The following is a 15111-nucleotide window of genomic DNA, read 5'->3' on the forward strand; positions in this document are numbered from 1 at the left end:
GTCACACTATTGAGGGTTCGGTTTTAACTATCAGGATATTTATAAATGTATCTGTTAATGGCACTCTTCAAGATTGTTTCTTTCATTCATTGCAGGTGAGCGATCGCTTCCGACAGACTGGAAGTGATCGCAGTGAAAAGCATTCCACAATTTCCTCAAAAACCCAATACCTGCATTGATTTTTCAAGTACTTCTTTGGGGCGAAATGGTTTCGTTAGATATAAGTCTGCACCAACCTCAATTCCTTTTTGTTTATCAAATTCCTGTCCCTTAGCTGTCAATATCACAATGTAGATGTCAGTCATTTGCAGGTCATGTTTAACAATATAGCAGACTTGCAGACCATTCATTTTAGGCATCATTACATCCAGAAAAACCAGGTTTGGTTTTTCAGTTTTAATAGTTTCGAGAGCTTCTTCTCCATTTCTAGCAGTTAAAAGTTCAACACCCTTATCTTCTAATGCTTCTAGGGCTTGTTCCATCAAAATCAAGATATTGGGTTCATCGTCAACAATCAGAATTTTCTGGGTCATAAGGATTGGGGATTGGGAATTGGGCATTGGGCATTGGGAATTAGGCATTGGGGATTAGAAGAATTCTTTCCCAGTCCCTAGTAGCAGCAATTACTGTTCTGAGAGCATAATAAAAAATACATTTTCCAACTTCTTCTCAAAGCGTAGAGTTTTCACCAAATCAGCTTCTTGAGAAAACATAGAATCGATGATGATCATGTCAGGTTTGGCTGACAAGGCTTTATGGATGCATTCTTGCGGATTCGAGGCTTCAATCACGCTGTATCCCTGAGTTTGTAGTACATCTGATAGGATTTTTAAGGCTGATGCATTTTTATCTACAACCAATACCTTTTTACTAGAAGTGCCCTGGTAAAGCAGTGAGCCAATTTCGTTGAGGAGTTTCTCTGTGTCAATGGGCTTGGTGAGATAGCGATCAATGCCAATATGGTAGCCCCGTTCCTTGTTTTCAATAATTGACAGAATAATGATCGGAATGTCTGCGGTCTGAGGATCATTTTTGAGAACGGCTGCCACGTCGAAGCCGTTGATTTGGGGCATCATCACGTCCAAGAGAATCAGATCGGGACGGGCTATTTTGATTTGATGAATTGCATCCATACCGTCTTTCCCTTCCCGAACATTGTAGCCTTCGTTTTCCAGTTGTTGACGGAGCAGTTCTCTAATGTTGGCATCATCATCCACAACCAAGATGGTTTTACGGTTTTGGTTCAGCACAGCGTTTTTGGTGATGACGTGTTCTTTGAGTTGTTTGACTAGCGTATCCAGATTCAGATTAGCAGTGGTTTTTTGATCGCAGGTGTAGGTGGGAATGATGAACGAGAATATGCTGCCGTTACCTGGTTCACTCTCAACCCAGATTCTACCGCCATGATGATCGACGATTTGTTTACAGATGGGCAGTCCTAACCCTGTACCTTTGGGTTTGTCGGTGAGAGTGTCGCCTACTTGGCGGAATTTCTCAAATACTTTCGGCTGGTCTTCAAGTGCAATACCAATGCCTGTATCAATGACACTGATGCAAACACCGTCGTTTCCTTGTTTGACGCGGCAAGTGACACAACCAGATTCGCTAAACTTAACGGCATTGGAAATCAGGTTGATTAAAACTTGCAGCAGACGGTTGCGATCGCCTACGATCTGAGGCAGTCCAGGTTCAATCTCGCAAACCAACTGCAAGCCATTGGTTTCAAATAACCCTGCGGTGGAATTGCTTGCCCAATTGAGTAATTCGCTGGGATCGAGAGGCTGCATCTGCCATTCCACCTTACCTGCTTCCATCTTGGCGATGTCCAGGACATCGTTAATCAAAGACGTGAGCCGTTCTGCTTCCGATACAATAATGTTGAGATTGTCACCCACCCGCTTGATGGTTTTCTGAAGCTTGCGGTCTTCGGTAGAAATTATTGGGAACACATCAGTTTCTAGCTTTTCTTTAATGATCGATGCAAAACCGAGAACAGAAGTCAGCGGCGTCCGCAGCTCGTGGGAAACCGTTGAGATAAAGTCGGTCTTCATCTGGTCGATTTCCTTTTCTGCCGTCACATCCCGAATCAGCAGCGCCGAACCGAAGCAGGCAGCAGGTTCTTGGTCTGTCGTCTTTTTGAAAATGGCGGTCGCCACAGCCTGACCAATGCGTTCCTTCGTCAGTGCAACTTCGGCAGAGAAAACCTCTTTGGGATGGGACTGAGTTCGTGCAACCAGGTCTGTTAAACCAGAGATCGGCAGTTCTCGGTAGTGACCGTTGAGGGCGGTAGCTGTCAATCCATACATGCCTAAAAAGGCAGGATTGAAGTGGGTGATTTGTCCTGCGGTGTCTGCCACCAACAGACCATCTGCTAAGTTATCTAAAATGGCATTTAATCCCTGCGCTTCTGCTAGGGTATTTTGCAGGGCAGCTGTCCTTTCTACAACTCTGGCTTCCAGTTCTTGATTCAGTTGCCGCAAAGCGATTTCTGCTTGTTTGCGGCCAGTGATGTCGGTATTAATTTCTAGCACCGCGCAGGGCTGACGGTCGATGTCCCGTTGTAACGTCCATCGGCTCTCGACGGTAATCAGGCTGCCATCATGGGTGAGATGTTGTACTTCTCCTTCCCAATTACCTTGCTCTAATAACTCTGCGATAATTTCTTGTTTTGGTTTTGGAAAGGTTTTTTTAATAAATGCGTGAATGTATTGGCCTTTCACTTCTTCACGTGTCCAACCGTAAAGACTTTCGGCACCTTGATTCCAGTACAAGATTTTCTCGGTCATGTCGCGGACGATGATCGCATCGCTAGAATGATTCAACATATCCAATAAACGTTGATTTTCAGCTTCTGCCTGCCTGCGATCGTGAATATCAGTACAAGTGCCAATCCATTCCCGAATACTGCCATCATCTTCGATGACGGGGGCACCACAGACAGAGAAGTAGCGGTATGTGCCATCCTTGCCACGCAGCCGATATTCGGTTTGGTAGATACCTCGGTTCGCCACAGCAGCATTCCAAACTTCTGTGGAGCGGGCACGGTCATCGGGGTGAATTGGATCAATCCAGCCCCAACCCTCAACTTCAGCTTCGCTCTGCCCCGTATAGGCTATCCAGGTGAGCATTTCACTGCTTATTCCTAGTCTTTCTGGAGTAGCTGCCCAGACGATCTGTGAACTAGCAGTTACTAAGGAACGATATCGTTCTTTAAGCCGCTGATTTTCGGCTTCTGCCAGCTTGCGATCATGAATATCGGTACAAGTGCCAATCCACTCCCGAACGCTACCATCATCTTCGATGACGGGGGCACCCCAGACCCAAAAGTAGCGATAATTGCCATCCTGGCCCCGAATTCGGTATTCAATTTGATACATGCTCAGGTTTGCTACGGCAATGCCCCAGGCTTCTCCGGTGTAGGCGCGATCGTCGGGATGAACAGCATCAATCCAGCCCCCATTTTCCGCTTCAGCTAGACTTTGACCTGTGTAGGCGATCCAGTCTGTCAATTCAAAGCAAATTCCTTCTGGTGTGCTGACCCAGATAATTTGTGTGTTAGTTTTGATTAGAGAGCGGTATCGGGCTTCGCTCCGTTTCAAGATTTTTTCGGAGTGTTGACGTTCCTGCTGGACCCGCCTGAGGTCGCTAATGTTTTCCACACTTGACCATATTAGGCGCTCTCCATCCTTGTCAATCATTAGTCCAGAAACCCTGACCGGAACTAGATGCCCGTCTTTGTGGATGAACTCCTTCTCATCCGGCCCGTAGTGACCAGTCTGTTCTAGGTTCTCTAGCAGGGCTTGCTCGGCGGCATAGTTTTCCGGAGTAATTTGCGAGTACGTGAGATTCAGGGTTTCTGGAACAGTACGCCCCAAAATGGCAGCATAGGCGGGGTTAATATTAATTAGTGTCCCATCTGTTCGGCATAGTACTAACCCAACAGGACATTGTTCAAATAGCTGACTGTTGTATTCATCGAGTTGGTTAAACATAGTTGAGGTTTCTTTAGTGGCGTATTTGGGTAGGGTTAGAACAACAGAACCAAGACAACAAAGTGGCGTAAAGCTTTAACGAAATTGGGTGGCGTTGGAACATCTGGTAAATTTGATCGGGTGATGCAGCTTCCACCTCTGGACTGTGCTGTGAAAGTCGCTGGATCAATTGAGTGTGGCAGATCAGCAAATCCGTCGGTTTGAGCATTGGAACTGTTGATGCAATGAAGCCGTCGGCATCGGGAGTGGGGGATGATTCGGTTGTGATTGGCGAGCTAGAGGTGCTATTTTGTTCTTCAGTAGCGTCCACCATTGCACAATTTACCGGAATCTGAATCCAGAATTCTGTCCCTTCACCTGGTTGAGAACGACACTTGAGAATTCCCCGATGTTTGTCCACAACAATTTGGTAGCTGATTGCCATGCCTAACCCGGTTCCCTTACCAACATCTTTTGTGGTGAAGAAGGGATCGTAAATGCGGTGGATTATCTCCTCCTTCATGCCTGGGCCGTTGTCGGCAATGCGAATCACAACCGAATGGTGGTCGAGGACTTTAGTACGAATGATGATTCGGGGAGTAGGGGCGGATATTTCCCCATTTTTTATTCCCCGTTGCCCTTTATCGCTAATCCCCAGAGGGGATACTGAGTCCTCCATTCCCTCTTCCAGCGCATCAATGGCATTTGCCAAGACGTTCATAAACACCTGATTCAACTGTCCGGGGTAGCATTCAATCAGGGGAAGTTTTGCATAGTCTTTAACGATTTCAATTGCCGGACGATGAACATCTGCTTTCAAGCGATGGTGAAGAATCATCAGCGTTCCGTCGATGCCATCGTGGATGTTGACAGCTTTCATTTCGGCTTCGTCATGGCGGGAGAAGTTTTTCAGAGATTGCACAATTTCCACAATGCGATCAGTGCCCACCTTCATCGAATTCAGCAGTTTAGGGAGATCCTGCATGATAAATTCCAGATCGATATTGTCTAATTCTGATTCCAGTTCTGGAGGAGCAACAGGTAGAAATTTCTGATACTTTTCCAACAGGTGCAACAAGTCTTGGGCGTATTCGGCAACATATTTTAAATTGCCGCAAATAAAGTTAACCGGGTTGTTGATTTCGTGGGCAACTCCGGCAATGAGTTGCCCTAGACTGGACATTTTTTCGCTTTGGATCAACTGAGTTTGGGCCAATTGCAACTCATGGAGAGCTTGCTGAAGCCTCTGTGTCTGGGCTTTTGCCTGGACGGCTGCTTGAGTGCTTTGTTCGTAAAGCACAGCTTTGTCAATAGCGATCGCACTTTGGGAGGCAAAGATACTCACAAGCTTGAGGTGTTCAGCCTTGTATGAGTCAGTTTTGGGCGTTCCAATGGCGATCGCTCCCAGTACCCGCTCCTTGGCTCGTAACGGTACACAAATCATTGCACTAACGTTTTTTTGCCCCTCTAATCGAGGATCGGCTTGCACATCATTGACGAGTTCTGCTCGGTTAGATTGCACAATGTTGCCAATAATTCCCTTACCTGGTTCCGGGTGACTGTCGTCAAAAAACACTCCAAATTCGGCAATGATTTCAAATGCAGTTGCATCTGGACTTAAAAGCAGAATCATCCCCGCAGACGATTCAATTAATTGACTCAATTCCTGAAGCACGAGTTGGGCAATCTGTCGAGTATCCAAACTTGTTGTGAGTTGAGTCGAGATATCCTCAAACAAATCAATTTCCTGGTATCGTTCTAGCAATTCTTTAGCGAGTATTTTCTTCTCAGCTTCCTGCTTTGCTAAAAAGGAGAGCAAAGTTGCAAGTAGAGTTGCCTGTTCTCCCCCAACAACCCAACCGATGATTTCTCCTGACACCTCGATTGGATATCTGTTTTCCGCAGTTTGCTTCCCAATGCTAATTAGTTTCGTGCCGTCTACCAGTTCAACATCAATCGCAATGTTCAACTGGTAGACTAACCCCTGAAGAAGAGATGGTAACTCTTTTTTGTTGAGAATCTTTCTGAGGCTAACTGGCGACATGAAACACCTCATAAGCAGCAGGTTGCAAATTTCCAGCAATAAAACCAACCGGATTATTAATTTTATTTGCCACCTCTGCCACTAAGTTTCCCAAAGCGGACATTTTCTTACTTTGTACTAGTTGCAGTGGTGTCTGTTGATAAAACCCTGGATTTTCTGAAGACGTGGCTTGAGTGCAGAACTGATTCAGGATTTCGGCGAAATCGCGTGTAAATTCTTCTCTAGACTGTTTGATGGCAATAAAGGATTGGTTAGTGTCACCCTTAGAGTAAATCTCTTTGGTGGTCACATAGCAGAGAATCCGAACCGTTGCCTTAGCGTAGCTATCTGTAACCCTACCCTTCGGGAACGGCTTCGCCGAACGGGAAAGCAAGCTAGGCCTAGCATCGCCCCAAAAGAGAGAAATTGTCATAAAAATCTAGGCAATATAATAATTTACTAATTAAGACTAGTTTTCCCAAAAAGATTGGCGGTATAACATTGAAGTTAAGCAGCGGCAAATACCTTTAAACTCTTTACCAGAGGCATCCTTCTGTCCGTGTAACTCGCTTACTTTTTGATGAGTTATAGAAAAACTATAAATAAAGCTTTCACAATTAGAGAAAAGCATAGATTTAAATCTATGGTGAATTGATATTTCTTATTGCTACTACTCCTAAATTGGCAATCAGCTTTTTTGAGTATGTAGGTGATCGCATTTCTGAGACTGGAATAATCCCCTCTCTGACAAAACATAAATAGTGTACAAAAAGCAGCTGCGATCGCAGCTGCTTTTGGTAATTTTAAAAAGTATTTAGGTAAGCGGTAGCTTCAGTTAGATCCGAGAGTAGCGAAAACGAAGTCTGAGTAGCCGAAGCCAGCGTAACCACCTTTGTGCAGGTTGTTCAAAGAAGGTGAAAATATCACCGAAACCCAAATTAGTTTTGTGATGGTGTAACCAGTGTCTCTCAGGAGTAGTAATAAATAGAATTTGGCATAAAATATTTACAGGCTTTGAAGTTTGCCAACCTAGTACACTTATGTGTCTCCACCATACATGAAACTGACCAAGTAGTAATCCAGAGATAACGCCAATGGGAGAGAAAGACCACAGGACTACTGCTATGAGTACATAAGGCAAAGCTCCCAAGATACCATCTAAAAGAACCTGGGGATTAAAAGTCAAAATAGCGTAGTGGCGGAAGTCTTTCTTCCAGGAGTGGTGCGTTTTTAAATGAAGGCTACCAAAAACGTGCTCGGGTATATGATAAAAGAATGTAGATAGAAAATCGCCAAAAAGCAGTAATAACCAAGCAACAGCGATAGCCTCAAGCATTTGTACTCCTCAAGTAAGTAAAACTCCACAGAAAATATGCAAATGTCATGCTGTCGGCGTAGACACCTGTTTTGTACTATGCAAAGTAACTGTGCGTTTCATGGGTCTACGCTCCAGTTAATTTGGCTCAGAGTAGATGTAATCGGGTCAGTTGCAGTTTCAATGAATCTCCGATCCTTCATGCAGTCAACAGCAACTCCTAATAACCTCTAACTTGACTTCTAGCTCTCGGTTAATGGTAGCAATACATGTAAAAATCGATATAGATACAGTACTTTGCCATAGTTACTACACAATCTTCTTACTAAGGCATACAGTGTAAGCAAAGATTGAGTTAAAGTTAGTACAAATTTAGGTTAAGACTTTCTTCAAGATTGTTAATTCTAAATTAATTACAATTAAGCTGCAATTAGGAATCTAATCAGAACGATATTAATAGGTATTATGCCAAAGTAATCAGGATTATCGAGGTGAAGAAAGCGCGTTTATAATTAAATTGAAAAGCGGCAAAATTTTGAGCATCTAGAATTAACTAGATGCCATAATAGTAGACTATCAATCAATAGAGCATGGGTAGGGAGCGATGCAATCAGACGAAGACACAGTGACGCGGAAAATGAATATTTACCCGTGTCCCCGTCTCAACCTTTCAATTTAAACTTATACCAATTCTATGTAGGCTTAAAGCAAGTGGCATCGGCTTTCCCGACTTGTACCCCTACGGGGATCTTGCTAGCAAAAGCATCTCCCTTAGGAGAAGCAAGTAGCGTGGGTTAGGGGGAGTTTCCAAAGACGATTATCATTAACCCAAGCGTATTGGATTATAGAGTACCAAATCTTGATTCTTTCAATATCATTTATGGATAAGTTAGTAAATAATTAAAGCACAACTGCAATATTTATTTACAACGTGTCCTATTAAAAAGGTATGTTGTTACATCCTAAATTTAGGTTACTTTCCAGTTGGGAAGGTAAAATCAGGGTTTGAAGCTATGATTACACGATTTATCTGTTTTAGCATGAACAAAAAATGGGCCGTCAAGCGGATCACTATAAACCTGGCATTAAATGAAGCCAAGAACCTTGAAAAGTATTGTGAACAGACAGGTAGACCAGCAACGGATGTGATTAGAGAACTCATTCGAGCCTTGTCGCTGACGAAATAAAAGTAGATTTGCGAACCATTTCTCTCAATATATAAGCATTAGAATTTGGTTGAATTGGAGGTGTTAAATTAACGAGTGGTAATTTTTTGTGAAGATTGAGAGGGACGTGAAAATTGAGTAAAAGCGTGCTACGCCTGCCGTAAACGAGCGCAGCACGCTGAAAACAAGATGACGTGATAACTATTATTGAGTTGTATAATGAGGAGTAAGAGACTGTTTCTCCGTTCGGCGACTATCCTTATTTTTTATCACTTTCGTCAGAGAATAATCTATAACCTTTGTTTTTTAGTATTTTTCCAACAAAGAACAGTATTTAAATAGCAAATATCCAGTCAGGAGGGTCTAATCTATGATTACTGCTCTTGAATTACTCTCGTCAGATTAAATTTGAAAACTTTGTCCAAATGTGCAACACCTTCTACTTTAGCCATGACTCTTCTAGACTGAAACTTTTCAGACTTAGCGTGAAAAGTCAGGTCAAGGGTCAAGGCAAGGCTTGAATGAGTTCTCGAATCACATCTATTGCTAGTCTGCCTGTCTGTTCACAATATTTTTCAAGGTTCTGGGCTTCATCTGATGTCAAATTTAAGGTAATTCGCTTAAGCGCCCTTTTTTTACTGGAGGTTGCCAAACGGGGAAATTTGAGTGCAACAGTTTTATTCATTGATTGATAGGCTAGATATATAGAAACTTTCCTTATCAAGATTGCCAATTCAAAACTGTTTTTACCAGTGAAAATCGGGATTTTGAGATTGAACTTAAGCTTTACGCCCCAAATATATTACTGAAATGTCAAGGTATTAAACAATTAGTACCACACGTAGTGATTCTGCCATTACCCAAGTGCAAGAAGCTTTAGGCTGAAGAGCTGATGTCAGCAATGCCCCACAGACCAGATTGTCTGTTGAGCCGGTGTTGACTTACCGAGACGAGTGGATTGCCAAAGGTGGTTTTCATTAGTGAATATTTTGGTAATAAACCTGTTTTAAATCCTCTACAACATAAGATTATTTGTTTGTTATGGCTATCACCTCATATCTATAGCAACCTAGTAGATAATTCCTTTTAATCAAAGGTAATTACAGGAACAGTGAGTTAATACATGACTTTACAGAATTGGAGACGCAAGCGTGGCGTTGCACTTACTACCAAGGGTTTACAAAAAATTAAGGAAGCAAAGCATCAGTCAGAAACAAAGGAAAATTTTGGAAACAGGTACACTCTTGAAGAAATGAGTGCACGCTCTGGGTTATATTCCGCTACTATATCGAAAGTATTGAATCAGGAAGGAGGAGTTGACAAACAGACTATTGAAAAGCTTTTTTCGGCTTTTCAGTTAAAAATAGATAAAAGTGACTATTCAAGCTCAAATAATTGTCTCGATTGGGGAGAAGCTATCTTTAGTTCAGTTTTTTATGGACGTACAGAAGAACTTACTACCCTAGAGCAATGGATTCTCAATGAGCACTGCCAATTGGTGGCACTATTGGGAATAGGAGGCATTGGTAAAACGGCGCTGTCTGTAAAGCTTGCTCAAAAAATTCAGGACAACTTTGAGTATGTGATCTGGCGATCGCTACGAGAAGCTCCACCTGTTAGAATTATTCTAAGTAACCTGATTCAATTTCTATCTGACGAACAGGAAACAGAAGGTAACTTACCGGAAAGCTTTAGCGATCGGCTATCGCGACTACTCTATTATTTACAAAATTATCGCTGTTTGGTGATCCTTGATAATGCAGAGTCAATTCTCCGCAGTGGTAGCCGCGCCGGACTTTATCGAGAAGGATATGAAGAATATGGTGAGCTTTTAAGACGGGTAGGAGAAGCAACTCACCAAAGCTGCTTAGTGCTGACTAGTCGTGAAAAACCTAGAGAAGTGGCATTATTGGAAGGACAAGCACTACCTGTTCGCTCATTTCCACTGAGTGGCTTGAAGGTGGCAGAAGGGCAAGAAATCTTAAAACTCAAGGGGCTATCGGCGGCAGAGGATGAATGCAAAGTAATGATTGAACGTTATGCAGGCAATCCATTAGCCTTAAAGATAGTTGCCACGACCATTCAAGATGTTTTTAATGGTAATGTAACTGGATTTTTGCAACAAGATACGTCTGTTTTTGGCGACATTCGCGATATTTTAGAGCAGCAGTTTGAGCGCTTGTCAGATTTAGAAAAGGACATAATGTACTGGCTAGCGATTAATCGTGAGCCGATTACACTCTCAGAATTGCGAGAAGATATTGTATCACCAGTACCACAAGCAAAATTACTGGAGGCTCTGGAATCTTTAGGAAGGCGATCTCTAATCGAGAAGGCTTCTCTACCAGAGGCTTTGCCAACGCCTACGCTGATTGAAAAAAGTGAAGCACTATTTACACTTCAGCCTGTGGTCATGGAGTATATGACTAGTAGATTGATAGAACAGGTCTGTGAAGAGATTGTCACTCAGAATATTGATTTGTTTAGGTGTCATGCTTTGATGAAGGTGACTGGTAAAGACTATGTTAAAGATATCCAGGTTCGCCTTATCCTTAAACCAGTCATAGATGGGTTGCTTCACGACTTAAGAAGCAAAAAAAATATTGAAAGTCAGTTAACTCAAATTCTTGCAAGACTGCGAGAAGAATCTCCGCTAGAACCAGGATATACGGCTGGCAATATTCTCAATCTGCTTTGTCATCTAGAGACTGATCTAAGTGGCTATGATTTTTCTTATCTAACTGTTTGGCAAGCAGACCTATGCAACGTAAGTTTGCACAATGTAAATTTGACTCATGCCAATCTAAGTAAATGTGTTTTTGCTGAAACCTTAGGGGGGATTCACTCAGTGACATTCAGCCCTGATGGAAAACTTTTAGCGACAGGAGATACTAATAATGAGATTCGCCTGTACCAGGTTGCGGATGGAAAACAACTGCTCATCTGCAAGGGGCATAAAGGCTGGATCTGGCCAGTTACCTTTAGTCCCGATGGTCGTATTTTGGCCAGTGGCAGTGACGACCAAACAGTCAAGCTATGGGATATTAGCAGTGGGCAATGCCTCGCCACCTTAGAGGGTCATAGCGGTGGAATATGGTCTGTTTCCTTCAGTTCAGATGGTAATATGTTGGCAAGTAGCAGTGAAGACACAACAGTGAGGTTGTGGGATGTCGGCAGCGGTGAATGGATTAAGACTCTCCAGGGATCTGGTAGTCGGGTATGGGCAGTCGCATTTAGTCCTGATAATACAATGCTTGCTAGTGGAAATGATGATCACACGGTAAAACTGTGGGATATCAGCATCGGTCAATGTATCAAGACCTTGCTGGGACACACCCATAGGGTGCAGTCTGTTGCCTTTAGCTTGGACGGTTTGCTAGCTAGTGGTTGTCATGACCAAACATTAAGGGTGTGGGATATCAGCAGTGGTCAATGTCTTCAAATTTTGCAAGATCATACTGACTTAATAAATTCAGTTGCCTTTAGTTTAGATGGTCGAAAGTTGGCAAGTGGCAGTGATGACCAAACAGTTAAGCTGTGGGATGTGAGTACAGGTAGATGTATCAAGACTCTGAAAGGACATGGTAGCAAGGTGTGGTCAGTTGCCTTTAATCCTGATGGTACAACGTTGGCGAGTGGTAGTGATGACCAAACGGTTAAGCTGTGGGATGTAAGTACAGGTGGATGCCTCAAGACCTTCCAAGGTTACTGTAATGGGATATGGTCAGTTACATTCAATCCTCAAGGAACGATGCTTGCTAGTGGTAGTAATGACCAAATGATAAGGTTATGGGATACCAGCACAGGTAAATGTCTCAAAACGTTGCAGGGGCATAGTAATCGGGTTACATCAGTTTCTCTTAGTCCAAATGGTAGCATCCTTGCTAGTGGCAGCGAAGATCAAACAGTGAAACTATGGGATATTAACACCAGTAAATGTCTCAAAACTTTACACGGACATAGTAATAGAATATTATCAGTCGCCTTTAGTCCCAATGGCATGATGCTGGCCAGTGGTAGTGAAGACCAAACAGTAAGGCTGTGGGATGTTAGCACTGGGCAATGTTTGCGGATTCTGGAGGGACAAACTCACCGGGTATGGTCAGTCGCTTTCAGCCCAGACGGTGATACATTAGTCTGCGGTTGTCACGATCAAACATTAAGGCTGTGGGATGTTAGCACTGGGCAATGTTTGCGGATTCTGCAAGGTCATACTGACTGGATCTGGTCAGTTTCCTTTAGTCCTGATGGTACGACACTGGTGAGTAGCAGTGGTGACCAAACATTGAAACTCTGGGATATTAGTACAGGTCAGTGTATTAAAACTTTGCAAGGGCATACCAATTGCGTATATTCAGCTGCCTTTAGCATGGATGGTTGTACTCTAGCAAGTGGCAGTGGTGACCAAACGGTAAAATTCTGGGATATTAGCACAAGCAGCTGCTTGAAAACTTTGTCAGCACATACTAAGTTAACATGGTCAGTTGCTTTTAGTCCTCAAGGTGATAGTTTAGCTAGTAGCAGTGAAGATGGAACAATTAAGCTTTGGGATATTTTGACAGGTGAATGCCTAAAAACTCTTTTTAGCTCTAGACCTTATGAAGCGATGAATATTACTGGTATTATAGGTGTAACTTTGGCGACTATTGCCACTTTAAAAGCTTTAGGAGCGGTTGAGCACAAAGAGTAGCAGTACCTTAGTACTACTACAGTGATTGCCCATTTGTTCTTCATTCAATATCTTGAGATGCTCTCAAATTCCACACTTGTCGTTGGCAAAATAGATATTTTTGAAGCAAGTGAGATTGCGAACTTGTCACCCTCACCTTCATCTACCCTCCCTTACTGTGCGGTATATCCTCCATCAATTATCATATTGTGCCCCGTGATGAAGGAAGTCGCATCTGAGCACAACCAAACTACCGTTTTTGCAATCTCCTCAGGCTTGCCGATACGTCCTATTGGATGCGCTGCTGGAAGTTGAGCAAGTAAATCTACGGGAAGACTAGCTAGCATATCAGTTTCCGTAGCACCCGGACTCACGACATTGACTCGGATACCAGATTTAGCATATTCTACTGCTGCTGCTCTAGTTAGGGCAATGATCGCGCCCTTTGTGGCAGAGTAGATGGCATAACCAGGTACACCAACGACAGCACCGACGGAAGCCACGTTCACGATCGCTCCGCTGTTCTGTTTGAGCATCGCCCTGATTTCGTACTTGAGGCAGAGCCACGTTCCTTTAAAATTTACGTTAACCAGACGATCCCAGTCTTCTTCTGAGATATCATCGGTGATTAAGCCAGGATTGCCTAGAATTGCAGCATTATTGAAAGCGCAGTCTAGACGACCATAAGTTTTTAAAGTTTTATTGACCAGTGCCTCCACTTCAGCAGCATTTGAAACGTCGGTCTTGACAAAAATAGCTTCACCTCCTATCTCTTTTATAAGGCGCACGGTCTCCTCACTTTCGGCGAGCCGACGACTAGCAACCACGACTTTTGCTCCAGCACTTGCAAATGCGATAGCTGTCGCCCGACCAATACCTGATGAAGCCCCTGTAACCAGCGCGACTTTTCCATCGAATTGACCAGTCATATATCTGTTTCTTCCCTTTTGATTGCTTTGCTTTGTACTAACTGATAGCTATTGTGTTTCCGTAGCGATACTGCACCTACACCAAAAGCTAAGACTCCTAACACAACAGAAGGTTCAGGGACAGGCACTGGCTCAAGCGCTGAAAATGCTAATTTTTCGATTAGCTTATGAGTGGCAGTCGTTGGATGGACTTCGTCCCAAAACAAAAACTTGTCTGGGATACATATAACTGGCTGTGTGGTAACCTCAATAGGCACTACTGGTGAATCTCCGATGCATGAGTCAGTTCCATTCATGAGACTGAATTTCTCCGGCTCTGCGATCACCCGATTAAAAAGAGAATTAACATCAAGAGGAATAATGTTAATGTTAGGGTTTAGTTCTTGACTCAAAAGGTTGAGGTTTGCGGTCAAGCTGGAGTTGTGTTTACTGGTAAAAGTGCTAAGTAAGATAGAAATTTGACGATTACCGCCTGTAACTGGAAACTTTCCTAAATCTGGCACATTCAAGACCATGATATCTCTAGCTCCAACAGCAGCAAGCGATTTTACTGCTGTTGATAAATTTGTAACTGTCTGGGTAGGGTTGGGAGTGCCTTTGAAAAAGTAATCTAAATAATCATTAATACCCGCCCACAAGATATAGAGAGAGTTTGGATCGGCAGAGGGATTTGCTGTTGTAAAGCTGTTGATTTGTTGTTGTAATCCTGGTAGAGTGCTGAGTCCTATATTCTTGAATCCTGTAGTTGCACCACCGAAGGCAAAGTTGGTGTTTGGATTGAAAGTTAACCCTAGATTGGAGGCGAGATATTCCACCCAAACTGGACCATTAGAAAAACGCCCACTAAAATAGCTTGGGCTTGGAGGAACGGCCCCTTTAGTGGTGTTGAATACATTACCTGTATCAGAGAGACTGTCGCCAAAGACATAAATCTCGTCATAATTTTGTGCCGAGACTTTTAGCGGAAATATTAAAGATAACAGGAAAAATCCTGTTGCTAAGATTTGTTTTTGCACGATTGACTACTGGCTATGCTTT

Annotated in this window: 10 protein-coding genes; 2 read left to right on the top strand and 8 right to left on the bottom strand. The window is 43.1% G+C overall.

Annotated features, from left to right (window positions below):
• Positions 1–155 precede the first annotated feature (155 nt).
• From V7K46_RS15640 to V7K46_RS15660, 5 genes are all read right to left on the bottom strand, one after another.
• Complete coding sequence (locus V7K46_RS15640; protein ID WP_335114594.1) at positions 156–533, bottom strand: response regulator transcription factor; 378 nt, start codon at positions 531–533, stop codon at positions 156–158.
• 90 nt (positions 534–623) lie between these two features.
• Complete coding sequence (locus V7K46_RS15645; RefSeq protein ID WP_335114596.1) at positions 624–3992, bottom strand: PAS domain S-box protein; 3369 nt, start codon at positions 3990–3992, stop codon at positions 624–626.
• A gap of 13 nt (positions 3993–4005) precedes the next feature.
• Positions 4006–6015, bottom strand: a complete 2010-nt coding sequence (locus tag V7K46_RS15650; protein WP_335114598.1) for an ATP-binding protein — start codon at positions 6013–6015, stop codon at positions 4006–4008.
• Positions 6002–6427 (bottom strand): hypothetical protein, encoded by a 426-nt coding sequence (locus V7K46_RS15655; RefSeq protein ID WP_335114600.1) that lies wholly within the window; start codon positions 6425–6427, stop codon positions 6002–6004. The genes V7K46_RS15650 and V7K46_RS15655 overlap by 14 nt, the downstream gene beginning before the upstream one ends.
• 402 nt (positions 6428–6829) lie before the next feature.
• Positions 6830–7330 carry a fatty acid hydroxylase gene (locus tag V7K46_RS15660; RefSeq protein WP_335114602.1) on the bottom strand — a complete coding sequence of 167 codons (501 nt, stop codon included), beginning with the start codon at positions 7328–7330 and terminating at the stop codon, positions 6830–6832.
• A 1019-nt stretch (positions 7331–8349) separates the two neighbouring features.
• Here V7K46_RS15660 and V7K46_RS15665 point away from each other — a divergent pair.
• Positions 8350–8496: a CopG family transcriptional regulator gene (locus V7K46_RS15665; RefSeq protein WP_335114604.1), complete on the top strand. Its 147-nt coding sequence runs from the start codon at positions 8350–8352 to the stop codon at positions 8494–8496.
• Positions 8497–8980: 484 nt separating this feature from the next.
• Here the strand turns inward: V7K46_RS15665 and V7K46_RS15670 are convergent, their stop codons facing one another.
• Entirely contained in the window at positions 8981–9160 is a 180-nt protein-coding gene (locus tag V7K46_RS15670) for a CopG family transcriptional regulator (protein WP_273767958.1), read from the bottom strand.
• 438 nt (positions 9161–9598) lie between these two features.
• Between V7K46_RS15670 and V7K46_RS15675 the strand changes: the two genes are divergently transcribed.
• Positions 9599–13165, top strand: a complete 3567-nt coding sequence (locus V7K46_RS15675; protein WP_335114606.1) for an NB-ARC domain-containing protein — start codon at positions 9599–9601, stop codon at positions 13163–13165.
• 152 nt (positions 13166–13317) lie between these two features.
• Here V7K46_RS15675 and V7K46_RS15680 read toward each other — a convergent pair whose 3' ends face one another.
• Positions 13318–14073, bottom strand: coding sequence for an SDR family oxidoreductase (locus V7K46_RS15680; RefSeq protein WP_335114608.1), 756 nt, complete (start codon positions 14071–14073; stop codon positions 13318–13320).
• Positions 14070–15089: an SGNH/GDSL hydrolase family protein gene (locus V7K46_RS15685; protein ID WP_335114610.1), complete on the bottom strand. Its 1020-nt coding sequence runs from the start codon at positions 15087–15089 to the stop codon at positions 14070–14072. The genes V7K46_RS15680 and V7K46_RS15685 overlap by 4 nt, the downstream gene beginning before the upstream one ends.
• Positions 15090–15111 lie beyond the last annotated feature (22 nt).

The sequence above is a fragment of the Nostoc sp. genome (assembly GCF_036917395.1).
Lineage (GTDB): Bacteria > Cyanobacteriota > Cyanobacteriia > Cyanobacteriales > Nostocaceae > Nostoc.